The following is a 26,696-nucleotide window of genomic DNA, read 5'->3' on the forward strand; positions in this document are numbered from 1 at the left end:
CGCGGCGCCGCCGCTCATCTTCCGGCGGCGGCCTCGGCGCGGCGGCGCAGCGACGGGGCCAGCGCCAACTGCCCCAGCGCCGCGGCCAGGCACAGGGCGGTGCAGGTCAGCCAGAGGGTGGTGGGGCCGATGACGAGGAGTCGGGTGCCGACGATCGGCGCGATCAGGAATCCGGTGCCCCAGGCCATGCCGATCAGGCCGTTGTACCGGCCGCGGAGGTGGGCGGGCGCGAGGTCGGCGACGACGGCCGCGGTGACGGCGAAGACCAGGATCTCGCCGAGGGTGGAGACCGCGACGGCCAGTGCGTAGCCGGCGGTCGCCGAGGCCGCGGCCGCCACGGCGTTGCCACCGGCCGCGATCGTGAAGCCGGTGGCCAGCACCCGGCTCTTGTCGTAGGCGGCCAGCCGGTGGCCGATCAGCGGCTGTATCACGATGACGACGATGCCGTTGATCCCCATGACGAGGCCGTAGGCGCTGCTGGACAGCGCGGTGCCGGTCATCGCCAGCGGCAGGGTGGCGAAGGCCTGTTGGAAGACGATCGCATAGCCGACGACGAGACCGGCGAAGGCCAGCATCGCGCGGTCGCGCAGGACGGCGCGGTAGCTGCCGGCGGTACGTTCCCGGGCGGCCGGGTGGGTTTCGGGAATGGCGAGCCAGACCAGCAGTCCGAAGAACGCACAGGCTCCCGCGTCGAGCCAGAAGAGCAGTCGGCCGCCGTGCGAGGCGAGGTAGCCGCCGAGCACCATGGCGACCGAGAAGCCGAGGTTGACGGCCCACAGCAGCAGGCCGTAGGCGCGGGTGCGGTCGGCGGCCGGCACCGCGTCGGCGACCAGGGCCTGGGCCGCGGGGCGGAACAGGTCGATCGTGACGCCGAGGACGAAGCAGCAGACCACCAGCACCGTGAGGCTGCGGGCGTAGCCGAGCGTGAGCAGGGTCGCGCCGTTGGCCAGCATGCCGCCGGTCAGCGCCACCCGGCGGCCGAAGCGGTCCGCGAGGAATCCGCCGAGCGGCTGGGAGACGACCGAGCCGATGCCGACGACGGCGAGGACGATGCCGGTGCCGGCGACGGACAGGCCCCTGACGCCGGTCAGATACAGGCTCAGGAACGGATTGACCATCGAGCCCAGGCGGTTGACCAGGGACCCGCCCCACAGCACCCAGAACGCGGCGGGCAGCCCGCCCGCCCGCACCCGTACGTAGGCGCGCAGCCGCCCTGGGCGGGGCTCGCCGACCGTCGGGCCGGACGCGTCGATTCTGCTCATGGTCCCCTCCTTGGCTCTCTTCTCCGGGGCGTGGGGGTCGTCAGTGTCCGCGGCCGGGGAGCACGGCGGGGGCCGGGGGAGCGGGGGTGTGCCGGGCGGGGGGTGGCGCCGGGGCCGTCCCGGTGCCGTCCGCTGTTGTCTGCTGTGTGCCCTGTGCCAGGGCCGCGCGGTCGACCTTGCCGTTCGGGGTCGTGGGCAGAGCGTCCAGCAGCCGGATCTCCTGCGGAACCATGTACGGGGGCAGCGCCCGGGCACAGAAGGCGCCCAGGTCCGCGGTGTCCACCGTGGGCCGACCCGCCGTCAGGACGACGAAGGCGGTCAGTTGGAGCCCGCCGCTCCCGGGCTGCGGCAGGGCCATCGCGCTCGCCGCGGCGACGCCCGGGTACTGCGTCAACCGGCGTTCCACCTCGGCAAGTTCGACGCGGTTGCCGTTGATCTGGACCTGGGAGTCGGTCCGGCCGCAGAAGTAGAACTCGCCGCCCGCTCCCCGCACGGCCAGGTCTCCGGTGCGCAGCACCACCTGACCGGACTGCGGGCACAGCGGGTCGGGGACCAGCGCCCGGCGGGTGGCCTGTGGATCGTCCCAGTAGCCGGAGAAGAGCGCGGGGCTGCGCAGATGGATCTCGCCGGGTACGCCGGGCTCCGCCACGATCTCGCCGTCCTCGTCGACGAGGAGCATCTCCGCTCCGGGATGCGCGACGCCGATGGAGAGCCGGTGCGTGTCCTCCGGGAGGGGGTTGGGGACCTCTTCGAAGGAGCAGGCCATCGACTCGGTGGCGCCGTAGCAGTTGATGACCCGCACCTTCGGCAGCAGCTGCTGGAGCCGGCGCAGTTCGGGCAGCGGGAACTCCTCGCCGCAGAAGAGGACGGAGCGCAGCCGGTCGAGGGCGGCCAGCCGCCGGGGCTCGTGGCGCAGCGGCTGCCGCCAGATCGACGGTACGCCGTTGACCTGGGTGGCTTCGGTCTCCCGCAGCACCCGCAGCAGATGCCGGGGCCAGCGCACCAGGTCCGGCGGTACCGGCACCACACTGGCGCCGCTGCCCAGCGCCAGGCCGATGTTGAGCAGCGAGAAGTCGAACTGCAGGGGCGAGGTGCTGGCGATGCGGTCCTCGGGTGTGGCGATGCCGTGCGCCAGCATGCCCCGGTAGAACGCGACCACCGCCCGGTGGCTCATCACCACGCCCTTGGGCCGTCCCGTGGTGCCCGAGGTGAAGATGATGTACGCGGGGTCGGTGACACAGGGCTCCCGGCGCCTCGGCCGGCGCTGCTCGGGGGCGTGCTCCACGGTCAGTCCGCCCGGGCCGAACCGAGCGGTGGCCAGGGCCCGGGGGAGGTCTGTGCGCTCGCCGTCGGATGCCTGGAGGTGGAGGGCGGGCCGGGCGGTGCTGATGATCGAACGCAGCCGCTGCTCGGGTGTCTTCGGGCTCACCGGGACGAAGGCGAGGCCCGTCCGGGAGGCGGCGAGCAGTATCGCGAGGGAGTGTGCGGTGGTGTCGGCCTCCAGGATCACCCGGGCACCGGTCTCCAGGCCCAGGGTGTGCAGGCCGTCCGTGTACGTGTCCGCGAGGGCGCCCAGTTGCGCGTAGGTGGTGACGGTGGTCGGGCCGGGCCGGGCGGACTCGACGACGGCGGGGGCGTCGGGGGTGTGCCGGCCGGCGGCGAGCAGGAAGTCATGGAGGAACTCCCCGGCGGTGCCGGCCGGGGCCGGTGGTTGCTGACTCACGTGGCGAAGCCCCCTCGTGGTGGTCGGGAACGGTGACCCGGGGCGGGCCGGGCGGAGTGGGCGGTGCCCGGTGCCGCCGGACGGCCGGTCCGGCGGCGTCCGGCCGGTGGTCGGCTCAGCCGTTCCGTGACCGCCGCACTCCCCATCAAGCTTCCGTGGAATGGAAGTTGGATTCCGTAGAGCGGTGGTCAGGCTCTCACGTTCGCGACAGGGGTGGGATGTGAGGTGGCTCACTTTCGGGGGTGCCTGGGGTCGGTGAAACCTGGACAGCTTGCGGCGAGTTGTGGCAGCGTCCCCTCTGCATGGAATTCATTTTTCGCATTGTGGAAGTGTGTTGATGGGGGAGCGTATGTCCGGGGCAGGACCGCTATCGCTGGGCCAGCTCTCGGTATGGCACGACATCCGGGAACTGCCCGCGCACCGCCGGCACGAGCCGAACAACGCGGCGGCCTGGCCCCTTCCACCGGGCGTCACGGCGGACCAGGTGCGTCGCGCGCTGCGCGCACTCGCCGCCCGGCACCCCTCGCTGCGCACCCGCTACGACCTCCAGAACGCCGACGCACCAGGGCAGTTGCCGCCCGACACGGACATCGACGAGCAACTGCGGAGCACCGAGAGCGCAGCTGCCGAGCCCGCGCGGCTCGCCGCCGAACTGGCCACCGAACCCTTCGACCTCGGCCGCGAACACGCCTGGCGGGCCCGGCTGCTGACCCGCGCGGGCACCCCCGCCCAGCTGCTGTTCGTCAAGCACCACATCGCCGCGGACGCCTGGGCGCAGGAGCTGCTGCACCAGGAGTTCCGGCGGGCGCTCACCGACCCCGCAGGCCTCGGCCCCACCCCGCCGGGCCCCGCCGACCTCGCCGCCGAGCAGTACGGCGCCGCCGGACTGCGCCGGCAGGCCGCGGCCCTCGACCACTGGACGCAGACGCTGGCCCACTCCCCCTCGGCCGCGCTGCCGCGCGGTGCCGACCCGGCGGGCGGCGTCGTCCAGTGCACGCTGCGCTCCGCACCCGCCCGCCCGGCCGCGCACACCGTCGCCGAACGCGCGCGGGTCTCCGTCGCCAGCGTCGTGCTGGCCGCCTACGCCCGCGGCGTGGCCCGCAGATGCGGCGTCGACGCCCTGCTGGTGCAGCTGATGAGCGCCAACCGGTTCGCCGGTCGCTGGCGGAGCGTGGTGACGTCGATGAACCAGTGGGTGCCGGCGCTGATCGAGGACGCCCGCAACGACGACCTGGTCAAGCTCGCCGACGCGGTGCACTGGAGCGGCCTCGGCGCCTTCCGGCACGGGATGCACGATGTCACCGCCGTCGCCGCGCTGCGCGCCCGTATGCCCGAAGCCGCCGAACCGGCCTGCGCCTTCAACTACGTGACCGTGCCCGACGACGCGGCGCCGGACGCGCTGCCGCCCCGGGGGCCGCGGACCGCCGCTTCGCCCACGCTCACCTGGGAGGAGCCCTTCACCACCATCGGCCCGCGATGTTACGCCCGCGCCGTGGAGAGCGAGGACGCGCTCACCCTCCGGCTCACCGCCAAGGACCTCGACCGCGCCCAGTGCGCCGAACTGCTGTGGGAGCTGCACGAGAGCCTGCTGACCGCCGCCGGGCGCCCCTGACGCAAGGCCGCCCCGCCGGCTCCCGAACCGCCGCACGGCCGAGCGGGCCGGCGCACTGCGGCGCCGTCCGCCCCCGGCGATCCCGGGTGCCGGACCACGCCGCCCGCCCCGCCCGGCGCCGCGCCGCCGCACCAACCGGCCGCCCCCTGCCGCCCCTTCCTTCCCGCGCTCGTTCCTGCCCCAGGAGGCCGCCGTGCCCGAACACGTGATGATCATCCACCGCTGGACCGACCGCTACGCCGACTACGCGGCCTACCTCGACCACCGCGCCCACCGCGTCAGCTACCTCACCACCGACCGGGCCGCCCGCCACCTGCCCGCCGAACAGGCCGCCGGCGTACGGCTGGTGGACAGCACCGAGGACGTCAAAGCGGTGCGCGAGGCCGTCGAGGCGCTGGTCGAGCGGAGCGGACCGCCGACCCGGATCGTCGCGCTGCAGGAGACGGACCTCGACCTGGCTGCCGAGCTGCGCGACGAGTTCGACCTGCCCGGGCAGCGCACCGGAGACCTGCTGCCGCTGCGCGACAAACTGCTGATGGCGCAGCGGCTCGCGGCGGCGGGCGTCGCGGTGCCGGCGACGGCCGCGGCACCGGACCACGAGGCCGTGGCCGCCTTCGCCGCCCGGCACGGCTGGCCGGTACTGGTCAAACCCCGGCGCGGCACCGCCAGCGCGGGCATCACCCGGCTGGCGTCCCCCGGGCAACTGAGGGCGTACACCTTCCCGCACGACACCGACCTGCTCGTCCAGCAGTGGCTGCCCGACCAGGTCCTGCACGTCGACGGCGTCTTCGACGGCGCGGAACTCGGCCCCTGGCGGGCGTCGCGCTACCTCAACACCTGCCTGGAGTTCACCGCCGGCAGCGTCCTCGGCTCGGTCGAGATCGACGACACCACACTCCTGGCCCGCATCGAGGAGATCACCACCGCCGCCGTCGGCGCGCTGTTCACCGGGCCTTCGGTCTTCCACCTGGAACTCTTCGCGGGCGACGGCGGCGCGCTGACCGTACTGGAAATCGGTGCCCGGCCGGGCGGGGCCGAAGTGCCCTTCATCTGGCGCGAGGTGCACGGCATCGACCTGATGGCCGCGGCGTTCGCCCACCAGACGGGCACCCCCGACCCCACCCCCCGCCGCCTCGCCGAGCCCGCGCAGGTGGCGGGCTGGATGCTGCTGCCGCCGTCCGTACCACCGCCCTGCCGGGTGCGCGCGCTCACCCCACCCCGGGCGGACGGCCCCCGCACCGGACCGTACGCCGAAGTCCTGCCGGAGACCGGCGCGTTGCTGACCGGCGGCGGATACGAGCACGCCGGGGCGAGGTTCCGCTTCCGGGGGAGCGGCAGCGCGGAGGTGACGGCCGCCGTCCGCCGCGCGATGCGCGAGGCCTCGCTGGAGTGCGAGCCGGTCGATCCGCGGGCACCCGGCCGGCTCGTCCTGATCGGCTGCGGCAATCCGCCCTACCGCGAGTACGCGCTGCGCACCGTCGCCGGGCGGGTGCGCACCGCCCTCGTACAGCGCACCGCCGTCGACTGGCAACGGCGGTATGTCGCCGACCGGTTCCAGGTCACCGATACCTGTGACGCGGCCGGTACCACCCGCGCCGTCGCCGCCCTGCTGGCCGGCCATCCAGGCCCGGGAGCCGTCCTGACCTGGGACGAGACGCTCCTGGAGACCACCGCGGAGGTAGCCCGCCGGCTGGGACTGCTGCATATGAGCCCCGAGGCCGCGCGCCGCTGCCGCGACAAGCTGGCCACCCGCCGGCTGCTCGCCGCCGCCGGGGTGCCCTCGGCCGGCTTCCGGCAGGTGCGCACGCACGCCGAGGCGCTGGCCGCGGCAGCGGCGCTCGGCTGGCCCGTCGTGGTCAAACCCCGTGCACTGGCCGGCAGCATCGGCGTCACCCGCGCCGACGACCCCGGCCAGCTGGCGCGGGCCTACGACCAGGCGCTCGGCGCCTCCTTCCCCGGCATCCGCGCACCGGCCGGCGCGATCGTGGAGGAGTATCTGCCCGGCCCCGAGATCAGCGTGGACTGCGCGGTGTCCGACGGCGCCGTACGGATCGTGAACGTGGCGCACAAGCGGCTGGCCTTCGCGCCGCACTTCGAGGAGGTCGGACACCTCGTCGCGCCCTGGCGGGACGAGCCCTGGGCCGACGAGGTACGGGCCGTCGTCACCGCCGCCCACACCGCACTGGGAATCCGAACCGGACTCACCCACACCGAGATCCGCCGCACACCCACCGGACCCCGCGTCGTCGAGGTCAACGGCCGCCTCGGCGGCGACTTCATCCCGCTGCTGGGCACCCTCGCCACCGGCGTCGACCCGGTCGAGGCCGCCGCCGACCTCGCGCTCGGCCGCGCGCCCCGCCTCACCCCGGTCCGCGACCGCTGCGCGGAGGTGCGCTTCGTCTACCCCGAGCGCGACGGCACCGTGCGCTCCCTGGACCTGACCGCCGCCGCGGCCACGCCCGGCATCGTCGAGGCCGTCCCGCTCGCCGCGCCGGGCACCGAACTGCTGCTGCCGCCCCGGGGGATCGTGCCCCGGCTCGCCGCCCTGATCGCCGTCGGCGACACCCCCGAGGAGTGCGCCGCCGCGCTCGACCGCGCCCAGCGCCGGGTACGGCACTCCCTGGCCCCGCTCCACTGATCCGCACCGGCCGACGAAGAGAGACCGACCCATGACCCCGCTCCTCGGTGTCCCCGCAACGGCGCCCGGCCGGCACGTCGGCACGGCCCGCGGGGACCACCGCACGCAAAGGACTTCGAGATGACCGCCGTGACCGTCGCCCCGCCCTCCCCGAACCTGGCGCTCAACCAGCTGGTCGACCGGCGCCGTGCCGAGGGGGCGTCGCTGGTCCATCTCGCCTTCGGCGAGGCCCGGCTGCCGGTGCTGCCGCAGCTGGCCGAGCAGCTGGCGCTCGGCGCGGCGCGTGCCGCCTACGGACCGGTGGCCGGCGCCGAGGGCGTACGCGAGGCGGTGGCCGGCTACTTCACCCGCCGCCGGCTGCCCACCGAGGCCGACCGGGTGATCGTCGCGCCCGGCAGCAAGCCCCTGCTGATGGCGCTGCAGCTGGTCGTCCCCGGCGATGTGCTGCTGCCGCGCCCCGCCTGGAACACCTACGCCCCGCAGGCCCGCTACGCCGGCAAGAAGGTCTACGGCGTACCCGTTCCCGCGGAGTGCGGCGGCGTCCCCGAACCGGCCGCGCTGCGCGAGACGATCCAACGGGCCCGGGCGGCCGGCGCCGACCCCCGGCTCATGGTCCTCACCCTGCCCGACAACCCCACCGGGACCCTCGCGCCGCCCGCGCTGATCCGCGAACTGTGCGCACTGGCCCGGGCCGAGGACCTGCTGATCGTCTCCGACGAGATCTACCGCGACGTCGTCCACGATCCCGAGTCCACCCCCTTCCTCAGCCCCGCCGAGGCCGCCCCCGAGCGCACCGTCGTCACCAGCGGACTGTCCAAGACGCTCGGCCTCGGCGGATGGCGGATCGGCGTGGCGCGCTTCCCGGCGGGCGAGACCGGCGCGCTGCTGCGCGACGCCGTGACCGCGGTCGCCAGCGAGCTGTGGTCCACTCTCGCCGGACCCATGCAGCAGGTCGCGGAGTACGCCTACGCCGAGCCGCCGGAGGTCGTCGCGCGGATGCGGGCGAGCGCCCGGCTGCACGGCGCGGTGGCCCGGGCGGTGCACCGCATCGCCCTCGAAGCGGGCGCGGTATGCCGCCCGCCCACCGGAGGGTTCTACGTCTACCCGGACTTCGCGCCGCTGCGCGACCGACTGGCCGCACGCGGCGTCACCGACGCGGCCTCGCTCGCCGGCCGGCTCCTGGACGACTCCGGGATCGTCGTGCTCGCCGGCCACCTGCTGGGCGACGACCCACAGGCCCTGCGCTTCAAGGCCGCCACCAGCCTGCTGTACGGCGACGAACAGCAACAGCACCAGGCGCTGCGGGCCGACGACCCCACCCGCCTGCCGCACCTCGCCCGCGAACTCTCCCGGATCGCCCGGGGCTTCGCCCGTCTGAAAGGAGCATGACGATGAAGGAGATACCCCCCACCGCCGCGTCCTTCGCGCAGCTCGCCGCGGCGACCGACCGGCTGCTGGCCGCTCTCGCGGGGCTCGACGACCAGGACGTCGCGGCGCCGTCGCGGCTCCCCGGCTGGACGCGCGGACACGTCCTGCGCCACCTCGCGTGCCAGGCCCCCGCACTGGAACGGCTGCTTCAGTGGGCACGTACCGGCATCGAGACACCCCAGTACGCCGGCCGCGAGGCCCGGGACGCCGAGATCGAAGCGGGCGCCCGCCGGCCGGCCGCGGCGCTGGTGGCCGACGTCCGGGCGAGCGCCGCGCACTTCCAGCGCACGGCCGAGCAGCTGCCCGAGCCGGCATGGGGGGCCACCATCCGGCCCTTCACCGGTGAACTGTGCACGCCCCGGCGGGTACTGGTGATCCGGCTCCGCGAACTCGAACTGCACCACGTCGACCTGGGCCTCGGATACGGCTTCGCCGACATCCCCGAACCGGCGCGGCAGATCATCCTCGACGACGTACTCGGCTACTACGCCGCCGCCGAGGGCGTACCCGACTGCACGCTCAGCGACCGCGAAGGCGCGCTGGTCGGCCGCTTCGGCACCGGCGGCCCGGTCGTCTCCGGCGAACCCGCCGACCTGCTCGCCTGGCTGGCGGGGAGATCCGCCGGCGCGGCACTGGAGTCGACGGCGGAGCTGCCCGCACTGCCCGCGTGGCTGTGACCGGCGGCCCCACCCCGAGAGGAAGACGAAGGGCAATGGCAGTCACCGTCGAACCGGAGCGGTTCGACCTCGGTTCGGTCCGCAGCGCTCTGCTGGACTGCATCCAGGTCAACCTCGCGGTGCTCGCGGACCACCACCACGGCCCCGGAGCACACCTCCGCCTCGGCGCGCCCCTGAGGTTCCGTACCTGGGACGGGGCGGACGGTCTGCCGACGGTCGACCCGCCGCTGCCGGAACGACTGGCCGTGGCGCCGAAACTCCTGGGACTGCGGGTGGTCCGGCAGGAACGGCCGGCCCGCGGCGGATTGCGCGGGGCGATCCGCGCCGCCGTCGGCGTGCGCTACATCGTCGCCGACGCCTTCCAGCTGCCCTGGCTGCCCTACTACGGCCGGGCCCACATGGCGTACGGCTTCCTGCTCGCCGCGGGGCCCGACGGCTGGCACGTCACGGACGCCTACCTCAGCGAGACGCCGTGGGGGACGGCGGCGCCCGGCCACTGGGTGCTGTCCGCCGAGGAGCTGGCGGGCATCGAGTCGGCCGAGGTCATCGAGCTGGCGCCGGCCGACGTACGCCCCGTCACCGAGCTGCCGCCCACCCAGGCGGTCGACGAGGCCGTGGTGACGGCGTACCTCGCCGCGTACGACGCCTGCGCCGACCGCGCCCGGGCAGTCGAACGGCTCACCGGCGAGACCTGGTTGCTGGTGCGGGCCCGCAAACTGCACGCGGCCTACCGCGCGTCGGCCCGCCGGACCGGCGCGACCGAGGCCGAGCACGCCCAGCTGCGCGCCTGGGACGAGGTCGTCGAGTGGACCTCCCTCGCCCACCGCCGGGTGTCCCGGGGCCGCGCCGAGCCCCCGGGAGTCGTGGACCGCCTGCGGGCGGTCCTCGCGGCCGACCGCACGGTCTTCGGCACCGCGCCCACCACGCCCGCCGTCTCCCCGTCCCCCGACCAGGACCGCTGACCACCCGCCCACCACCGGAAAGGCCACCCTCACCATGGACGCCCGATTCACCACACTGCTCAGCCCCTTCCTCAAGCTCGCCGGCCCCGAGGAGCCCGTCATCACCCCCGACACCGACCTGCGCAGGCTCGGTGTCGACTCCATGCAGGCCATCGAGCTGCTCTTCGTCATCGAGGACACCTTCGGGATCTCGCTGCCGGACGACGAGCTCAACGACGCCACCTTCGCCACCGCCGGCAGCCTGTGGCGAGCGATCCACGCACAGCTGCCCGAGGGGTCCGGCGACCGCGTCGACGACCAGGAGACCCCGTGAGCACCGAGGCCCCGCGCGCCGCGGCCCCTCACCCGACCGGTCAGCAGTCCGCCGGCGCCGCGCTCGACGCCCTGCCGCGCACCGCCCGCGGCGAGCAGGTGTGGGCCGCGCTCGGCCGGGCGGGCCTGATCACCCGGGCCTATCGCGACGGCACGGTCGGGGCGGGAGTCGACCCCGCGGGACTCGAAGGCCTGCTCACCGCCGTCGACGCCCGCTTCTCGATCGCCGCCACCCTGTCGGTCAGCGTCCAGCTGGCCACCGCGCTGCCCGTACTCGCGGCGGGCCGGACGCCGGTGGCGCGGCGGGCACTGGACCAGGCGCTCTCCGGTCGGGCCACCGTCGCCCTGGCGGCCACCGACGTCACCGCCGGCACCGACCTCACCGCGCTGCGCACCCGGGTGCGGATCGGGGACGACGGCCTGGAGCTGTCCGGCGAGAAGAACTGGATCGCCAACACCACCACCGCCGCGTCCTTCCTCGTACTCGCCCGGCACCGGCCCGGCCGGCACTTCACCGACTTCACCTGGGTCCTGGTGCCCGCCGATACCCCGGGCGTCGACGTGCGGCCCGCCGACTCCGCCCTCTTCGCCGACTCCGGCGTCGGCCACCTCACCCTCGACGGCGTACGGCTGGGCCGGGACCATGTGCTGGGCCGGGCCGGCTTCGGACTGCCGCTGTTCGCCCGGCACATCGGCACCGAGCGGCTCGCCGGCGCCCAGTGGGGTGTCGCGCTGTGCCGTCGCGTCCTCGCCGACACCCGTCACCGGCTGTCCGGCCGCGCACACGGCGAGGGCACCCTGTGGGACCTGGAGGTGGTGCGCCAGCGCTTCGCGTCCTGCCTGCTGCGGGCCTGCGAACTCCGGGCGCTGGTCACGGAGTTCGAGGACGCGGTGGCGGTGCACCACGACGCGACGGCCGCCGCCACGCTCAAGGCGGCCGCCGGTGCGACGGTCCAGCACGTGCTGACGGAGTGCGGCCAGCTGTGGGGCGCGGCCGGCTTCGCCGCCGGCGGGATCCAGGAACTGCGCGCCCAGGCCGCGCTGTTCGGCATCGGCGGTGGCGCGAACGAGGTGGTGCTGGGTGCCCTCGCGGACGCCGCCGAGAGCGTACTGGACGGCCTCGTGCGGCCGGGCACCCCGCCGTGACCGCACCGATCGAGGTGGCGGACCGGCTCTGGGTGGCCACCGCCACCGCGGACCGGGTGGCGCCCAGCACCCACCGCGACGATCTGCGCCGGGCGCAGCGGATGCCCGGGTGGCGCGCCCGGGAGTTCCTCACCGGCCGCGCGCTGCTGAGGGAGCTGCTCGCCACCGTACGGCCGGCCCTGTCCGGTACGGACGTGGTCGCGGACCGGCGCGGCAAGCCCTGGTTGCGGGGGCATCCCGACATCGGCATCAGCGTCTCGCACAGCCACGGCGCCCTCGCCGCCGGAGTCGCCGTCGGGTGCGCCCTCGGCGTGGACCTCCAGCGCCCCGGCGCCCGCGTCACCGCGTCGTTCGCCCGCCGGTTGCTGGGCGGGCACGCCGAGCGGATCGCCGCACTGCCGTCGGCGCGGGCCGCCGAGGAGGTCGCCTGGGTGTGGACCGCCCAGGAGGCGTGCGTCAAGGCCACCGGGGCGGGGTTCGCCGACCGCCCATGGACCATCGACGTACCACCGGGCGCCCGCTCGGGCCGCTGGCGCGACTACCGCTGGATATCCCTGCGCGAATACTCCGCCACCCCCTTGAGCTGCGCATTTCCGCTGGACAGGAGCTGCGGTCACGGCGAGCGCTGAGCGGGCGGTCCGGTGAAGGACCCAAGTCCGCGTCGCCTACAACAACACGGCCCGGTACAAAAGCCCTCACCGCCAGGCGGTTTGCGTAACGTGACATTGTACGCTGGCACTCCGCGTCAACTCGGAGGGCCAGATGGGTGAGCTCAAGCATCGCAGCCTGATCACCGCTCAGGAGCGGCTGCGCGATCAGGTCGCCCATCAACTGCGCGCCGCGCTGATCGCGGGGGAGCTCCGCCCGGGTTCGGTCTACTCGGCCCCGGGCCTCGCCGCGGACTTCGGGGTCTCGGCCACGCCGGTGCGCGAGGCGATGCTCGACCTGGCCCGGGAGGGTCTGGTCGAGCCGGTACGGAACAAGGGCTTCAGGATCACCGAGGTCAGCGAGCGCGACCTCGACCAGTACACCGAGATCCGTGCCCTGATCGAAGTCCCGGTCGTCGGCCGGATCACCCGGACCGCCACCCGCGAGCAGCTGGCGGCGCTGCGCCCGATCGCCGCGGAGATCGTCGCCGCCGCCCGCGCCCACGACCTCATCGGCTATCTGGAGGCCGACCGCCGCTTCCACCTCGAACTGCTGGGCCTGGGCGGCAACGACCGCCTCGTCGAGACGGTCGGCGAGCTGCGTAAACGCTCCCGCCTCTACGGCCTGCCCCGCCTCGACGAGTCGAACCAGCTGCTGCCCTCCGCCGAGGAGCACATGGAACTGCTCGAGGTGATGCTGACGGGCGACGCCGAGGCGGCCGAGGCCTGCATGGCCCGCCACCTCGGCCACGTCCGCTCCCTGTGGGCCCAGGGCCGCGAGGAACCGCGGGTACCGCACCCGCAGCGCGGTCGGTCCGCGCAGCACGGCTGACGGCCGTTCGATCAGCCCCCGGCGGGCCCGGACAGCAGCCCGTCCATCCACTCCTCCACCGCGTCGGCGGTACGGGGCAGCGCCGACGACATCAGCCGGGCGCCGTCCGCCGTGATCACCAGGTCGTCCTCGATGCGGACCCCGATGCCGCGCAGCTCCCTCGGCAGGGTCTCGTCGTCGGGCTGGAGGTACAGGCCCGGTTCGACGGTGAGCACCTGCCCCTCCTCCAGGACGCCGTCCAGGTACTGCTCCGCCCGGGCGCGGGCGCAGTCGTGGACGTCGAGCCCGAGCATATGGCCCGAACTGCACAGGGTGTAGCGCCGGTAGAGGCCGCTGCCGGCGCTGAGCGCCTCCTCGACCGGGACGCGCAGCACGCCCCAGTCGGCCAGGCCCTCCGCCAGGACGGACATACAGGCCTGGTGGAAGTCCCGGAAGCACGCCCCCGGTTTCAGGGCGGCGATACCGGCGTTCTGCGCGGCGAGGACCAGGTCGTAGACCCGGCGCTGGACGGGGGAGAAGCGGCCGGACAGCGGCAGGGTGCGGGTGATGTCGGCGGTGTACAGCGCGTCGGTCTCCACGCCGGCGTCGAGCAGCAGCAGTTGGTCGGGGTCGAGCGGGCCGTCGTTGCGGATCCAGTGCAGCACGCAGGCGTGGGCGCCGGCGGCCGCGATGGTCTCGTAGCCGGTGCCGTTGCCCTCAGCGCGGGCCCGCAGATTGAACACGCCCTCGATCCAGCGTTCGCCGCGCGGGTGGCGCAGGGCGGTGGGCAGCGAGCGGACGACGTCCTCGAAGCCGGTGACGGTGTGGTCGACGGCCTCCTGGAGGCGGTCCACTTCCCAGGCGTCCTTGATCAGCCGCAACTCGCTCAGCGCGGTGGCGAGTTCGGCGTCATGGGCGGCGTTCCGGCCGGCCGGGAGGTGGGGGAGGGCGTCCAGGTCGGCGCAGCGCAGGCCGGTCATCCGGGCGGCCTCGGCGAGGTCGGGGCGGCGGCCCACCCAGAACTCGCCGTACTTGCGGTCCCGGTAGAACGCGCCGTCGAAGTCCCGCGGTGACCGCGGCCGCAGATACAGCACGGCCTCACCGTCCGGTTCCAGCACCAGGACGTGCCCCGGCTGGTCCTCGCCCGTCAGCCCGGTCAGCCAGGCGTAGGCGCTGTGCGGACGGAAGCGGTGGTCGCAGTCGTGCGAACGGACGGTCAACTCGCCGGCGGGGACGAGCAGTCGCTCGCCGGGGAAGCGTGCGGCCAGCCGGTCGCGGCGTCGGGCGAGTTGCTCGAAGCCCGGGACGCGGGAGTCGGTGGGCGGCGGGGTCGCGGCCCACCGGTCCGTCATGAAGCGGGCGAGGGCGTTCGACACCGGCAAGTCATGGCTGCCGGTGTGGGGTTGGGCGGCACGCGCGGTCACGGACACCTCCGAAGGGGAAACCTGGGACGGCTTTTTCCTGAAGCCTTGTCAGTGCAATTTCACATTACTATGTTACGGGTCGCACCTCGTGGAGTGAAGGGCCTCGCCTCGAACCCCACCCAACCCCTCAGTCCTTCACGGAGGTTCAGGTGTCACACCCACGCCTGCCACGCAGAATCCTGCTGGCCGCGACCCTCGCCACCACCCTCGTCCTGCCGGCCGTCCAGACCGCGCAGGCCGCACCCGGGCGCTCCGCACCCGCCACCCCCACCCGGCAGGCCGAGCCCCGGCCGTCGGCCACCGACAACCCCCACGACCGGGTCCCCCACCTCGCCCGGGCGCCCAAGCCGGGCGCGACCCCCATACCGGCACCCCGGACCGTCACCGACAAGGGCCGCGTACCGGGCCCGCAGACCAAGCCCGTGACGACCCGCCACGCGCGCCCCGCCGTCGCTCCCTGCACCCTCGACGGGATCACCCGGCTGGGCCCCGAACAGCTCGCGGACTTCCTCGCCGACCCCGCCGTCACCGCGGACGGCTGCCTACGCGACCTCATATGGAAGTGGGACCCCCGGCTCACCCCCGTGATGTCCGACGCCCATGTCCAGGCCGTCGCCGGGCGCATCGCCCGTCTCGCCGCCGCCCACGACGGCAAGAACACCGGCCACCTGTACGAGATGTTCACCTACCTGCACGCGGTGGCCTACCACGACTTCTCGCACGACGAGATCGACACCACCGACGCGCCGACCGTCAACGCGGTGCGCGGCGCGGTCGACAAGTTCGGCGCCGCCGCCCACACCTTCGACGCCACCCGGGAGAACGCCGCTACCCTGCGCGAAGCCCTGTACGGCGTCGGCCCGGGCGGCCGGCAGCACCAACTCGGCCTGATCCAAAAGGTCCTGGCCACCATGGACGCGGATCACACCGCCACCCACAAGGACCGGTCCTGGGGCAACGCCGCCCTCGCCGCGCTCACCCTGAGCTACCTGGGCGTCTACCCCGGCAACCAGGACACCGCCTTCCAGCAGGCGGTCACCGCCGACCCCGGCTACCGCGCCGCCTTCAAGGCCTTCGCGCACTACACCCACCTCAAGGACACCGACAACGCGTGGGCGGTGCGCGACGCGCTCAGCGAGTACGGACGGTTCGGCCAGATCGAAGCCCTCAAGGGCGAGGTCGTGCCGGCCCTCGGTCAGCTGCTGGACCTCGTCACGCGTAACTTCGGCGACGGCAGCGAGCCCTGGGGGAAGCTCGTCACCTGGCTGATCGCGTTCGACGCCTGCCGGCCGTACAAGGTGTGCAAGGAGGACATCGAGCGTCGCCTCTTCCCGCACACCTACCGCTACGACAACGGCACGGTGGAGGTCCGCACCGCCCTCGACCGGGCCACCGTCGACCAGCTGTACTACGCCGGCAAGCAGGTCAAGGCGCAGTTCCACCGGGTGCTCGGCACCGACCGGCCGCTGGACGGCGACACCAACACCACGCTCCACATCGTGCTGTACGCCTCCCGCTCCGACTACCGGACCTACCAGCCGGTCCTCACCGGCCTGAGCACCGACAACGGCGGTATGTACATCGAGCAGGGCGCGACCTTCTACACCTACCAGCGCCGGGTCCCCCAGGACTCCACCCTCACCCTGGAGGAGCTCTTCCGCCATGAGTACACGCACTACCTGAACGGCCGCTGGGCGGTTCCGGGGCTCTTCGGCCAGGGCCCGTGGTACGAGGGCGACCGGACCACCGCGATGGACGAGGGCACGGCCGAGTTCTTCGACGGCGCCACCCGCGACGACGGCATCAAGGTCCGCAGGTCCCTGGTCCGGGGCATCATCAACGACACCTCGGGCGGCGGCCCGCGCATGACCGTCGACCAGCTGCTGCACGCCACCTACGCCGGTGACGGCTTCCGCTTCTATAACTACGCCGGCACGTTCTTCGAGTTCCTGTGGGCCCAACGCCCCGCCCTGCTACGGGAGATGTACGGCTACGAGCGCGCCAACGACCCCGCACGCTTCGACGCCTGGCGGAACCGTATGGGCAAGGACGCCGCCCTGCAGCGCGCGTACGACGCCTTCCTCGACGAGCAGATCGCCCACGTCGACGACCTCTTCGTCCCGGACACCGCCCACACTCCCGTCGGCTCACTGAAGCTCGCCGACGCCGCACAGGTCCGCAGGGCGTTCGCCGCGGCCACCTCCCACACCCCCAAGTGCAAGGACAACGGCGACCCGGCGTACGGCCGCTTCGTCTGCACCGGCCGGATCAGCGCCGACCTCACCGCCCCGGGCAGCCCCGACCAGGTCTTCAAGGACATGTCCGAGGCCGTCGACGCCACCCTCCTGGACCGCTCCGCGTCCGCCGCCAACAACTTCGCCGACATGAACTGCTCCTTCGGCGCGGTCACCGTCCGCTCGCGGGGCGGGTCCGGCACCGCGGACTACACCTGTGAGGGACCGCTGCGGCGGTGACGCACGACGCGGCCGCCATGACGCGGATCAGCCGTCGGGCAGGTCGAGCCGCCGGGTCGTACCCGGCGCGACACTGAACGACCGCTCCCGCAGCCGCACCTGCACCGCCGCCTGCTCGGACTCCGGCACCGCGATCCGCACCTGTTCGGCGCTGATGCGGAGGTCGATGTCCCAGTGGCGGCGGTAGCGGATGCGTACGTTGAACTTCGAGAGTTCGGGCAGGGGGGCAGGGTCGAGCCAGAGGGCCTGGTCCCGGGTCTCCAGACCCGTCAGGCCGCGCTGGACCAGGTCCAGCGTGCCGGCCATCGCGCCCAGATGGATGCCCTCGGCGGTGCTGCCGCCGTGGAGGTCCGCGACGTCCCCGGTCAGCGCCTCCTCGCAGTACGTCCAGGCGTCGGGGCGCTGTACGCGGGCCAGGACCCAGGCGTGGACCAGGGCGCTGAGGGTGGAGCCGTGGGTGGTGCGGTGCAGGTAGTAGTCGACGGTGGCGTGCCAGGTGTCGTCGTCGAGGGGGTAGCCCATGTGGCGGAAGACCGAGGCGAGTTCGGACGGCGCGAAGAGGTATCCGAGCATCAGCACATCGGCCTGCTTGGAGGCCTGGTAGTGGTTGACGGTGTCGCCCTCGGCCTCCAGGATCCGGTCCAGCCGGCGGATGTCGCCGTACCGCTGCCGGTAGCCGTCCCAGTCGAGCTCGGCCAGGTCCGCATAGCCGGCGAACTGGCTGATCACACCCCGGTGGAAGGGCACATGGAGCAGCCGCGCGACGTCCTCCCAGCGCTCCGGCTCGTCGGGGGTGAGCTGGATGCGCTCGTAGAGCTGCCGCTGATGCGCCTCGGGGAGGGACCGGCACAGCTCCAGGGCGCGCAGCAGCACCCAGGCCGCGGTGACGTTGGTGTAGGCGTTGTCGTCGACGCCCGGCTCGGCGGCCCCCGGATAGCCGTCGTGGTACTCGTCGGGGCCGACCACGCCCCGGATGCGGTAGCGGCCGAGGTCGGGGTCCCAGGCCGCGGCGGCCGCCCAGAAGCGGGCGACCTGCAGCAGCATCTCGGCACCCTTGGTGTGCAGGAACTCCGTGTCGCCGCTGGCCTGTCCGTACTGCCAGACGTTGTAGGCGATCGCCGATCCGACGTGGTGCTGCAGGCGCGAGTGGTCGGGCAGCCAGCGGCCGGAGCGCGGGTTGAGATGGAGCTGCTGGGTCTCCTCCCGGCCGTCGCCGGCGCTCTGCCACGGATACATCGCCCCCTCCCGGCCCGCTTCCTGCGCCGCGCGGCAGGCGGCGGGCAGCCGCCGGTAGCGGTAGTCGAGCAGCGCCCGGGAGACCTGGGGAAGGTGCAGGTTCAAGAACGGCAGCACGAACAGCTCGTCCCAGAAGACATGCCCCCGGTACGCCTCGCCGTGCAGGCCCCTCGCCGGCACCCCCACATCGAGCTCGGCGGTGTGCGGCGAGAGGGTCTGCAGCACATGGAAGAGGTGCAGCCGCAGGATGCGGCCCGAGTCCCCGGGCACCTCCAGCTTCGCCTGCCGCCACAGGTCCTCCCAGGCGCGCCGGTGCGAGGCCATCAGCTGCCGGAAGTGCGGGGCCCGCTCCACACAGTCGACGGCCGCGTGCCGGGGGCTCTCGATCGCCGGGTCACGGGAGGTGTACAGCGCCACCGTCTTGTCGACGACCACCGTCGCCCCGGAGGTCACCGGCAGCGTCAGGGCGTGAAAGGCCCGCAGTACCGCGATCCGGGTGCGCGGTGTCCCGCCCCGCCCGGGGGTGGCCCGGATGCGCGCGGCCAGTGCGATCTGGATGTCCGAGTCGATGGTGCGGCAGCTCAGCCACACCGTGTCGGTCCGCTCGGCACCGGTCTCCCAGCCCCTCAGATGCTGGTCGGCCAGCCCGCGGTAGCGCTCGACGCCGGTGTTGCGGACCGCGCCGTCGAGGCCCGACTCCACCTCCACCGCGCCCGCCCAGCCGTCGGCGGTGAACGAGGTGCGCATCGCGGCCAGATGGGGCTCGCCCATGTGCACCAGGCGGCGCTGCTCCACGCACAGGCGGCGGCCGGCCTCGTCCTCGTACACCGACCAGCGGGTCAGGGTGCCGTGCCGCAGGTCCAGGGTCTGCCGGTGCTCCGTCAGCTGCGGGTGGCCGGGCGCGAGCCACGGCCCGGGAGGCGCGTCGGCGGGGCAGATCCGGTAGCGCAGCGGCAGCCAGTTGGGCAGGTTGACCATGTCCTCGTTCTCGACGGGCTGGCCCGCCACGGTGGAGGTGAGCCGGTTGTAGCAACCGGCCGCGTAGGTGCCGGGGTAGTGCGCGGGCCCCGAGAGCACCTCGGCGGCCGCGCCGCGGGTGACGAAGTAGCCGTTGCCCAGGGCGCAGAGCGTCTCGCGCAGCCGTTCCCCGCCCGCGTCGTACCCCTCGTACGACCAGGTCCACGCGTTGCCGCCGGTCGGCATCAGCCCTCCCCGCAGGTCAGCAGCTCGCCGGGATCGGAGACCACCACATCGGCGCCCTGGCGGCGCAGCGCGTCGGCGCCGGCCGGGCCGGCCGACCGGTGCACGCCCACCACCAGGCCGAACCCGCCGCGCCGGCCGGCCTCCACACCGGCCAGCGCGTCCTCCACCACGGCGGCCTCCCGGGGCCGGACACCGAGGCGGTGCGCCGCTTCCAGGAAGAGCGCCGGATCCGGCTTGCCCGGCAGCCCGAGCCGGCCCGCCTCCCTGCCGTCCACCACGGCCGCGAACAGCCCGAGCAGCCCGGCCGCCGACAGCAGCTCGGTCGCATGCCGGGACGCCGAGGCGGCGGCACACGGCACCCGCTCGTCCCGCAGCACATGCAGCAGCCGCACGGTGCCGGGCCAGACGGCGACGCCGCTGGCCCGCAGCCGCGCGGTGAACAGCTCGTCCTTACGGGCCGCGACGGCACGGACGGTGTCCGTCCCCGGCCCGTCGTCCGGGTCGCCGAGCGGCAGGTCAAGGCCCCTGGACGCCAGGAAAGCGGCCGCGCCGTCCTGCCGTGACCGGCCGTCGACCAGGCGCAGATACTCCTCCACCGGGTCGAAGGGGCGCTGCCCGCCCGCGGCCGCCAGACAGGGGTCGAAGGCGTCCTTCCAGGCCGCGGCATGGAGGCCCGCGGAGTCGGTGATGACCCCGTCGGTGTCGAAGACCACGGCCCGCAGCGAGCGCAGGCACGCGGCCAGGGACGGCGCACCGGTCATGGTGACGGTTCCGTTCGTCGGTGTGTCCATTCCATGGCACCACGGCTGATGGCCCGGGGCGCGGCCGCGGACCTGGCGAGCACAGCGCCGTGGCGCGACGATGGAAGACACCACCGTCACGATCGACGACACCCGCGTGGCGGATGGTGCGCACCACCGAGACCGGCGACCGGGAGGAAGGCGGTGGCGGCGATGGAGCGGTCCCTGGTCGTGGGCGTCGACGGTTCGGACGCCGCCCTGCGGGCGCTCGACTGGGCGGTGGACGAGGCGGCCCGCCGCAAGCTCCCGCTGGACGTGCTGCACGCCTCGACCTGGGAGCGCTTCGAGGGAACGGCGCAGGGCCCCGAACGCCCCGGTGAGCAGGTCCTCGCGGAGGCCATCGCGCAGTCCGCCGCCGAACAGGCCCGCTGCCGCAACCCGGACCTCCAGGTCGCTGCGCAGGTGGTGGCGGACGACGCGGTCACGGCCCTGCTGCGGGCCGGTCACTATGCGTCGGTGCTGGTCCTGGGCTCGCGGGGGCGCGGCGAGATCGCCGGTCTGCTGCTCGGCTCGGTCGGCCTGGCGGTGGCGGCGCGCGCCCGGTGCCCGGTGATCGTGGTGCGCGGGGACGCGGCCGGGGTGGCCGGGACGCACCGGTGCGTGCTCCTGGGTGTCGGCGATCCGGAGAAGGGGGCGACGGCCGTCCGCTTCGCCTTCCAGGAGGCCGAGGCCCGCGGCTGCCTGCTGAAGGCCGTACGCACCTGGCGCTGCCCCGCACACGAGAAGGCCGATCCGCCGCTGCTCGCCGACCAGGCCCGCAGCCACCACGAAAAGCAGGCGGCGGCGCAGCTGGACGACGCCCTGGGAGCGGCGGCCGGCGACCACCCGTCCGTGCAGGTGCGCCGCACCACCGTCGAGGGCCCCACCCACAAAGCGCTGGTGCACCGCGCCGCGGCCGCGGACCTGCTCGTCATCGGCGCGGGGCACCGCCACGGCCACTTCGGGCTGCCGCTCGGGAGGGTCGCGCACACCGCGCTGTGCCACGCGGCCTGCCCCGTGGCGATCGTGCCGCAGCACGCCTGAAGCAGCCCGCCCGACACGGCGCGCCTGACGCGGCGTAGCTCAGGCGTGGATACGGAACGGGGCGAGCATCTCCCGCTCGGTGCGCCGCCGTACCCGGTCCGTCAGGACCGACAGCCGGTGCGAGACCATCGCCCGTACCGGCTGCGGCGACCGGATGCGCCGGGCCGTCGCGGGCAGTTCGGCGAGGTCCTCGGTGAGCCGCCGGTGGGCGTCCTCCAGCCGGCCGCGCGGGGTGCTGCGCTCGCCCCCGCGCATCATCGTCTCCAGCAGCGGTGTGCTGTCCGCCGGGGCCGGCTCGTCGGCCAGGCCGATCACGTCGAGGCAGCCGGGGCGGCGGAAGACCTGCTTGCGCCCCGGGGACGTGGCCTTCGCCGCCGACAGCTTCATCACCGGCCGGCCGTCGTAGGCGACGAGCTTGTACGCGGAATCCAGGTAGGGCGCGTCGGCGCTCACCCCGACCCGGGTGCCGACGGCGAAGACGTCGATCGGCGCCCCCGAGGACGTCAGGTCGTGCACCCCGTACTCGTCCAGTCCGCCGCTGGCGATGATCCGCACCTGCGGAAGGCCCGCGTTGTCGAGCATCGCCCGTGCGTGGCGGGACAGTTGTGCCAGGTCACCGCTGTCCAGCCGGATCGCCGAGCCGTCCCCGCGGCCCAGCGCGGCCAGCACGCGGGCCGCCGCCGCGACCCCGGACGCGGTGTCGTAGGTGTCCACCAGGAACGTCACGGGCCCCGGATGGCAGAGCGCGAACGTGGTGAACGCGGTCTCCTCGTCCTCGAACGCCTCGATGTAGGAGTGCGCCATCGTGCCGACCGCGGGCAGATCCTCGGCGTGCGCCGCCGCGACATTGCTGGTGCCCGCGAAACCGGCCATGGCGCCCAGCCGGGCGACCTGGTGCGCGACCGCGGTGCCATGGGTGCGCCGCAGCGAGAAGTCCACGACCGGGTGCCCCCGAGCGGCGATCACACAACGGGCGCACTTGCTCGCGAGAGCCGTCTGATGGCTGAGCTGATTGAGCACGAACGTCTCGATGAGCTGCGCCTCGGGGAGCGGCGCGGTGATCTCCAGCAGGGGTTCGTTGGCCAGCACCACCCGGCCCTCCGGCACCAGTCGGGCCTCGCCGGTGAAGCGCAGGTCCAGCAGCGGGGCCAGGTCCGCCGACGGCCGCTGCAGGGCCTCGGCGAACACCTCGACGTCCTCGCGGCCCACATGGAACCCCGCGAGGTAGTCCAGGACCGACTCCGCGCCCGCGGCGACCAGGAAGCCCCGCTCCGGCGGCAGTTCCCGTACGAAGCAGCTGAAGGTAGCCGGCTGCTCCATGCCCTCGCGGAGGAACGACAGGGCCATGGTCACCTCGTACAGGTCGGTGATCGTCGCATCCGACATGGCCGACTCCTTCCACGGCCGTGACGCCGTCCGCCACGGCCCTGGCTCACGCCATCGCATCCGTCCAGCCGTAGGCGACGCGGGTCTGCCGCCGCGGTGGTGCGGCACCCACGCCTTCGAGTTCCTCGTCCGCCACCCGCAGCAGCTGCCCGGCGAGGTCCCGCAGGGCCCGGCCGGCCGCGATCTCGTCGCCGATCTCGGGGATGTCGCGGTCCTCGGGGCTGCACCGGGCCGTGCCGTGCCCGCTGAAGGTGGTGGTCGCGGTGGTGAGCACCGCCCGCGCCGTGGTCGTGCCGTCCTCCTCGACGAGGGTCAGACGGACGGGCCACTCGACTGTGTTCGCCATGGCTTACCCCAACTTCCTCGTGCCCCCTGTCGTCATCATCCGCCTCCTCACTCGTACGGCACCACCGCCACCGGGCACGGAGCGTGATGGACCACCGCCTGCACGACATGGCCGACGCGCGGCGCCGGCAGCACCCGCCGGTGCCGTCGCCCGACGACCAGCAGCGCCGCACCGGCCGTGTCGCGCAGCAGCGCCGGCGCCGCGCTCTCCATCTCCACCCGCGCGTCCACCCGCAGATCCGGATACTTCTCCCGCCACGGCTGCAGCGTCTTGGCCAGCTCGTCCCGGGCCAGCTGCGCGGCTTCCTCGGCGGCGTACGGCTCCACGCCGCCCCCGCGGTTGTACGCGAACGACGGCAGATGCCGGCCGTGTACGGCGCGCAGCGGGACACCGCGTCGCACCGCGCTGTCGAAGGCGAAGGCGAGCACCGCCTCGGAGGGCTTGCGCAGGCCGACGCCGACCACCACCGGACCCGCCGGCCCGGCCGTCGAGCCGCCCTGCCGGGTGCGCACCAGCACCGTGGGGCAGTCGGTGTGCGCCACCAGCTGCAGGCCGAGCTCGCCGAGGACATAGCGGGTCACCGGGCCCAGGTTCCGGGAACCGAGGACCAGCAGGTCGGACTGCCCGGCGGCTTCCTTGAGGGCCTCGTACGGGTCCTTGGCCTCCAGGTCCCGCGTCACCCGCAGATCCGGGTAGCGGGCCCGGGCGGCCGCCTCGGCCTCGTCCATCATCCGGTGGGGCCAGTAGTTCTGGTCGTCCTCCGTGAGGGGGTGGGACACCGGTTCCGGGGCGAGCAGCACCCAGGCGTGCAGCAGCCGCAGCCGCGCCTGCCGGGTGTGTGCCTCCTGCGCCGCCCACTGGACGGCGGACAAGGACTCCGGCGTACCGTCCACGCCGGCGGTGATGACGTCCTTCATCGGCTCGCTCCTCTCCTGCGGCGACCGCGGCCTGGCCGATGCGCGTCGCTACACCTCCAGCGTCCGCCCGGATCCACCCCCCGCGCACGGCGACCGGGGAGCGCGGGCCGCCGGGGCGCCGGGCCGGGCACCGCTCACACCCGTCCGTGCGCCCGCTGCGCCCGCCGGGACAGCGAGTCGATGACCACGGCCAGCAGCAGCACCCCACCCGTGATCATGAACTGGACGGCGGCCTGGATGCCCATCAGCGCCACCCCGGAGGCGATCGACTGGATGACCAGGACGCCGAGCAGCGCGGACCAGGTCCGGCCCCGGCCGCCGAACATGCTGGTGCCGCCGATGACCGCCGCGGCGATCGCGTCCATCAGCAAGATGCCCGTGCCCGAGGTCTGGGTGGCCGAGGTGACGCGCGAGGCCAGGAACAGCCCGCCGATCGCGGCCATCGTCCCGGACACCATGAACACCGAGATCCGCACCAGGTCCACATTGAGTCCGGTGCGGCGGGAGGCTTCGACGCTGCCGCCGAGCGCGAAGATCATCCGTCCGTAGCGGGTCCGGCGCAGCACCTGGTCGAGACCGACCAGGAAGACCAGGAAGATCAGCAGCGCCAGCGGCAGCCCCTGGTACTGGTTGAGCACCCAGGCCGCGGCCAGGGACATCACCGCCAGCACACCGGTGCGCACCGCGATCTCGCTCAGCGGCCTGACCGGCACCCCGGCGGCCCTGCGACGCCGTACGTCCTGGTAGGAGGCGAGGAAGTACCCCGCGGTGCCGATCACCGCCAGGCCGTACGCGGCGGCGACATGGGTGAAGTAGAAGCTGGTCAGCATGGCGACCAGACCCTTGTCGTCGAGGTTGACGGTGCCGCTGTAGCCCAGGATGTAGAGCATCAGCCCGTTCCAGCCCAGCAGGCCCGCGAGGGTGACCACGAACGCGGGCACGCCGACCTTGGCGAAGAAGAACCCCTGCACGGCCCCGATCATCGTGCCCGCGAACACCGCGACCAGCAGCGCGAGCGGTTCCGGCACGCCGTGCCGCACGTTCAGCACCGCGAACGCGGCCGCCGCCAGCCCGCTCACCGAACCGACGGACAGGTCGATCTCACCGAGCAGCAGCACGAAGACGACGCCGATCGAGATCATCCCGATGCCCACGATGTCCACGCTCAGGTTGGACAGGTTGCGCGGCGAGAGGAAGTTCTTGTTGAGGCTCTCGAAGATGATCCACACCACGAGCAGCCCGAGGACGACGGGGACCGAGCCCAGCTCACCGGCGTGGAACCGGCGCCGGAGGATCTGCAGCGGGTTCGGTCCGCGGCCCCGGTCGGGCGGACCGCCGTCCGGGCGCGCGGCCCGGTTCCCGCGTCGCGCCGCCTCCCAGAGGCGGCTCACCGCTCCACCTCCCAGCCCGGCGTCTTGCGCCGGGTCACCGCGTTGTCGGTGGCCCCGGTGATGGAGGAGATGATCTGCTCGTGGGACGTCGTGCCCACGTCGAAGAAGCCGTTGTTGCGGCCGAGCCGCAGCACCGCGATCGAGTCCGCGACGGCCTTGACGTCCCCCAGGTTGTGGCTGATCAGCAGCACCCCGAGACGGCGCTCACGGAGCTGCTCGACCAGGTCGAGGACCTGCGCGGTCTGCTCGATTCCCAGGGACGCGGTGGGCTCGTCCAGCAGGACGAGGCGGGGCTCGCCCAGCATCGACCGGGAGATCGCGACGGTCTGCCGCTGGCCCCCGGACAGTGAGGCCACCGGGATGCGTACGTCGGGAATCCGGATGGCGAGGGTGTCGAGCAGCTCCAGCGTGCGCCGCTCCATCTCCACCTCGTTGAGGATCCCGGCCCGGTGGATCTCCCGGCCGAGGAAGACATTGCCCACCACGTCGAGGTTGTCGCAGAGCGAGAGGTCCTGGAAGACGGTGGCGATGCCCAGGTCCTGGGCCTCATGGGGCCGGGTGATCCGGACCGGCCGGCCCTCCCACTCCACGGTGCCGGAATCGGCCGGGTCGACCCCGGCGATCACCCTGATCAGCGTGGACTTGCCCGCCCCGTTGTCCCCGACCAGGGCGACCACTTCGCCGGCGCGTATCTCCAGCTCGACATCGGCCAGTGCCTGGACCGCGCCGTACCGTTTGAAGACTCCGCGCAGCGCCAGCAGGGGCGGTGCTGTCATGGGGTACCTGCCTTACCTGGTGAGCCCGGCCTTGGCGCACAGCAAGGCTGTCTGAGGACACACACATTCCACGTTACTGTCGATAAGGCAGCAAACCAGACAGAAGGCCCCAGAACATGATCGAAAGGCCGTATGAAAAGGCCGTATGACGGGCGCGGTAAGCGCCTCGCCGGGCTCCGCCGCCTCTCCCACAAGACCGACGCCACCACATCCCCCGAGCGCCGGCGCGACCACGCCCCAGCGGTGACGAAGGAGTACGGCGCCGCCAGTCCGGCGGCCACATCCTCGCGCGGGCCGACGGCTGGGAAGTATCCGGCCGCACCACCCCAATGCCCCGCCCCACCATCGTGGACTGCCTCAACACCGGATACATCCGGATACATGATGCGTGACCAGGAGCTCACGCTGCTGACGTACGGGCACGACGGGCAACGGGACCTCGACGGCCCGAACGGCGAAACCGAACAGAATCACGTGCCGCGCGAGGACCGTGCGCATTGCT

Annotated in this window: 21 protein-coding genes; 11 read left to right on the forward strand and 10 right to left on the reverse strand. The window is 73.6% G+C overall.

The genetic code is table 11. The features are described 5' to 3' along the window. Positions 1–14: 14 nt before the first annotated feature. Complete coding sequence (locus ACZ5XZ_RS00605; RefSeq protein ID WP_468972984.1) at positions 15–1,262, reverse strand: MFS transporter; 1,248 nt, start codon at positions 1,260–1,262, stop codon at positions 15–17. A gap of 40 nt (positions 1,263–1,302) precedes the next feature. Next, complete coding sequence (locus ACZ5XZ_RS00610; RefSeq protein WP_468972987.1) at positions 1,303–2,985, reverse strand: AMP-binding protein; 1,683 nt, start codon at positions 2,983–2,985, stop codon at positions 1,303–1,305. 349 nt (positions 2,986–3,334) lie between these two features. On the opposite strand from ACZ5XZ_RS00610, the gene ACZ5XZ_RS00615 reads away from it, so the two are divergent. The 9 genes from ACZ5XZ_RS00615 (at position 3,335) to ACZ5XZ_RS00655 (ending at position 13,239) form a co-directional block, all read left to right on the forward strand. Further along, on the forward strand, positions 3,335–4,597 hold the full coding sequence (locus tag ACZ5XZ_RS00615) for a condensation domain-containing protein (protein ID WP_468972990.1): 1,263 nt from the start codon (positions 3,335–3,337) through the stop codon (positions 4,595–4,597). A 193-nt stretch (positions 4,598–4,790) separates the two neighbouring features. Continuing rightward, on the forward strand, positions 4,791–7,235 hold the full coding sequence (locus ACZ5XZ_RS00620) for an ATP-grasp domain-containing protein (protein ID WP_468972993.1): 2,445 nt from the start codon (positions 4,791–4,793) through the stop codon (positions 7,233–7,235). A gap of 120 nt (positions 7,236–7,355) precedes the next feature. Next, positions 7,356–8,624 (forward strand): pyridoxal phosphate-dependent aminotransferase, encoded by a 1,269-nt coding sequence (locus tag ACZ5XZ_RS00625; protein ID WP_468972996.1) that lies wholly within the window; start codon positions 7,356–7,358, stop codon positions 8,622–8,624. 2 nt (positions 8,625–8,626) lie between these two features. Continuing rightward, a complete protein-coding gene (locus ACZ5XZ_RS00630) occupies positions 8,627–9,340 on the forward strand; it encodes a maleylpyruvate isomerase family mycothiol-dependent enzyme (RefSeq protein WP_468972999.1) in 714 nt (237 codons plus the stop codon). Between the two features lie 35 nt (positions 9,341–9,375). Beyond that, the gene (locus ACZ5XZ_RS00635; protein WP_468973002.1) at positions 9,376–10,302 is read left to right on the forward strand and encodes a hypothetical protein; all 927 of its coding nucleotides are present in this window, start codon (positions 9,376–9,378) and stop codon (positions 10,300–10,302) included. A 34-nt stretch (positions 10,303–10,336) separates the two neighbouring features. Continuing rightward, positions 10,337–10,615 carry an acyl carrier protein gene (locus ACZ5XZ_RS00640; RefSeq protein ID WP_468973005.1) on the forward strand — a complete coding sequence of 93 codons (279 nt, stop codon included), beginning with the start codon at positions 10,337–10,339 and terminating at the stop codon, positions 10,613–10,615. Beyond that, positions 10,612–11,760, forward strand: a complete 1,149-nt coding sequence (locus tag ACZ5XZ_RS00645) for an acyl-CoA dehydrogenase family protein (protein ID WP_468973008.1) — start codon at positions 10,612–10,614, stop codon at positions 11,758–11,760. The genes ACZ5XZ_RS00640 and ACZ5XZ_RS00645 overlap by 4 nt, the downstream gene beginning before the upstream one ends. Then, positions 11,757–12,389 (forward strand): 4'-phosphopantetheinyl transferase family protein, encoded by a 633-nt coding sequence (locus tag ACZ5XZ_RS00650; RefSeq protein WP_468973011.1) that lies wholly within the window; start codon positions 11,757–11,759, stop codon positions 12,387–12,389. Before ACZ5XZ_RS00645 ends, ACZ5XZ_RS00650 begins: the two co-directional genes overlap by 4 nt. Before the next feature lie 133 nt (positions 12,390–12,522). Further along, positions 12,523–13,239: a GntR family transcriptional regulator gene (locus ACZ5XZ_RS00655; protein WP_468973014.1), complete on the forward strand. Its 717-nt coding sequence runs from the start codon at positions 12,523–12,525 to the stop codon at positions 13,237–13,239. Between the two features lie 11 nt (positions 13,240–13,250). Here ACZ5XZ_RS00655 and ACZ5XZ_RS00660 read toward each other — a convergent pair whose 3' ends face one another. After that, positions 13,251–14,642, reverse strand: a complete 1,392-nt coding sequence (locus tag ACZ5XZ_RS00660; protein WP_468973016.1) for an aminopeptidase P family protein — start codon at positions 14,640–14,642, stop codon at positions 13,251–13,253. A 149-nt stretch (positions 14,643–14,791) separates the two neighbouring features. Between ACZ5XZ_RS00660 and ACZ5XZ_RS00665 the strand changes: the two genes are divergently transcribed. Further along, positions 14,792–17,116, forward strand: a complete 2,325-nt coding sequence (locus tag ACZ5XZ_RS00665; RefSeq protein ID WP_468973019.1) for a collagenase — start codon at positions 14,792–14,794, stop codon at positions 17,114–17,116. A gap of 27 nt (positions 17,117–17,143) precedes the next feature. Here ACZ5XZ_RS00665 and ACZ5XZ_RS00670 read toward each other — a convergent pair whose 3' ends face one another. Both ACZ5XZ_RS00670 and ACZ5XZ_RS00675 read right to left on the reverse strand, forming a co-directional pair. After that, the gene (locus tag ACZ5XZ_RS00670; RefSeq protein WP_468973022.1) at positions 17,144–19,555 is read right to left on the reverse strand and encodes a glycoside hydrolase family 65 protein; all 2,412 of its coding nucleotides are present in this window, start codon (positions 19,553–19,555) and stop codon (positions 17,144–17,146) included. After that, on the reverse strand, positions 19,555–20,316 hold the full coding sequence (locus ACZ5XZ_RS00675; RefSeq protein WP_468974130.1) for an HAD family hydrolase: 762 nt from the start codon (positions 20,314–20,316) through the stop codon (positions 19,555–19,557). The genes ACZ5XZ_RS00670 and ACZ5XZ_RS00675 overlap by 1 nt, the downstream gene beginning before the upstream one ends. A 192-nt stretch (positions 20,317–20,508) precedes the next feature. On the opposite strand from ACZ5XZ_RS00675, the gene ACZ5XZ_RS00680 reads away from it, so the two are divergent. After that, positions 20,509–21,378, forward strand: coding sequence for a universal stress protein (locus tag ACZ5XZ_RS00680; RefSeq protein WP_468973025.1), 870 nt, complete (start codon positions 20,509–20,511; stop codon positions 21,376–21,378). Between the two features lie 39 nt (positions 21,379–21,417). Here ACZ5XZ_RS00680 and ACZ5XZ_RS00685 read toward each other — a convergent pair whose 3' ends face one another. The 5 genes from ACZ5XZ_RS00685 to ACZ5XZ_RS00705 form a co-directional block, all read right to left on the reverse strand. After that, on the reverse strand, positions 21,418–22,764 hold the full coding sequence (locus tag ACZ5XZ_RS00685; RefSeq protein ID WP_468973028.1) for a nicotinate phosphoribosyltransferase: 1,347 nt from the start codon (positions 22,762–22,764) through the stop codon (positions 21,418–21,420). Between the two features lie 46 nt (positions 22,765–22,810). Beyond that, a complete protein-coding gene (locus ACZ5XZ_RS00690; protein ID WP_468973030.1) occupies positions 22,811–23,110 on the reverse strand; it encodes a DUF1876 domain-containing protein in 300 nt (99 codons plus the stop codon). A 47-nt stretch (positions 23,111–23,157) separates the two neighbouring features. Next, on the reverse strand, positions 23,158–24,027 hold the full coding sequence (locus ACZ5XZ_RS00695) for a universal stress protein (RefSeq protein ID WP_468973033.1): 870 nt from the start codon (positions 24,025–24,027) through the stop codon (positions 23,158–23,160). 134 nt (positions 24,028–24,161) lie between these two features. After that, positions 24,162–25,418: a sugar ABC transporter permease gene (locus ACZ5XZ_RS00700; RefSeq protein ID WP_468973036.1), complete on the reverse strand. Its 1,257-nt coding sequence runs from the start codon at positions 25,416–25,418 to the stop codon at positions 24,162–24,164. After that, a complete protein-coding gene (locus ACZ5XZ_RS00705; protein ID WP_468973039.1) occupies positions 25,415–26,194 on the reverse strand; it encodes an ATP-binding cassette domain-containing protein in 780 nt (259 codons plus the stop codon). The genes ACZ5XZ_RS00700 and ACZ5XZ_RS00705 overlap by 4 nt, the downstream gene beginning before the upstream one ends. Between the last annotated feature and the right edge of the window lie 502 nt (positions 26,195–26,696).

The sequence above is a fragment of the Streptomyces sp. NPDC033270 genome, from assembly GCF_055576575.1.

What these genes read in the sequence shown, in the direction of transcription:
- ACZ5XZ_RS00605 (WP_468972984.1), bottom strand. Translation starts at nt 1,262, where the DNA reads ATGAGCAGAATCGACGCGTCCGGCCCGACGGTCGGCGAGCCCCGCCCA.
- ACZ5XZ_RS00615 (WP_468972990.1), top strand. Translation starts at nt 3,335, where the DNA reads ATGTCCGGGGCAGGACCGCTATCGCTGGGCCAGCTCTCGGTATGGCAC.
- ACZ5XZ_RS00625 (WP_468972996.1), top strand. Translation starts at nt 7,356, where the DNA reads ATGACCGCCGTGACCGTCGCCCCGCCCTCCCCGAACCTGGCGCTCAAC.
- ACZ5XZ_RS00630 (WP_468972999.1), top strand. Translation starts at nt 8,627, where the DNA reads ATGAAGGAGATACCCCCCACCGCCGCGTCCTTCGCGCAGCTCGCCGCG.
- ACZ5XZ_RS00635 (WP_468973002.1), top strand. Translation starts at nt 9,376, where the DNA reads ATGGCAGTCACCGTCGAACCGGAGCGGTTCGACCTCGGTTCGGTCCGC.
- ACZ5XZ_RS00640 (WP_468973005.1), top strand. Translation starts at nt 10,337, where the DNA reads ATGGACGCCCGATTCACCACACTGCTCAGCCCCTTCCTCAAGCTCGCC.
- ACZ5XZ_RS00655 (WP_468973014.1), top strand. Translation starts at nt 12,523, where the DNA reads ATGGGTGAGCTCAAGCATCGCAGCCTGATCACCGCTCAGGAGCGGCTG.
- ACZ5XZ_RS00670 (WP_468973022.1), bottom strand. Translation starts at nt 19,555, where the DNA reads ATGCCGACCGGCGGCAACGCGTGGACCTGGTCGTACGAGGGGTACGAC.
- ACZ5XZ_RS00675 (WP_468974130.1), bottom strand. Translation starts at nt 20,316, where the DNA reads ATGACCGGTGCGCCGTCCCTGGCCGCGTGCCTGCGCTCGCTGCGGGCC.
- ACZ5XZ_RS00680 (WP_468973025.1), top strand. Translation starts at nt 20,509, where the DNA reads ATGGAGCGGTCCCTGGTCGTGGGCGTCGACGGTTCGGACGCCGCCCTG.
- ACZ5XZ_RS00685 (WP_468973028.1), bottom strand. Translation starts at nt 22,764, where the DNA reads ATGTCGGATGCGACGATCACCGACCTGTACGAGGTGACCATGGCCCTG.
- ACZ5XZ_RS00690 (WP_468973030.1), bottom strand. Translation starts at nt 23,110, where the DNA reads ATGGCGAACACAGTCGAGTGGCCCGTCCGTCTGACCCTCGTCGAGGAG.
- ACZ5XZ_RS00695 (WP_468973033.1), bottom strand. Translation starts at nt 24,027, where the DNA reads ATGAAGGACGTCATCACCGCCGGCGTGGACGGTACGCCGGAGTCCTTG.
- ACZ5XZ_RS00705 (WP_468973039.1), bottom strand. Translation starts at nt 26,194, where the DNA reads ATGACAGCACCGCCCCTGCTGGCGCTGCGCGGAGTCTTCAAACGGTAC.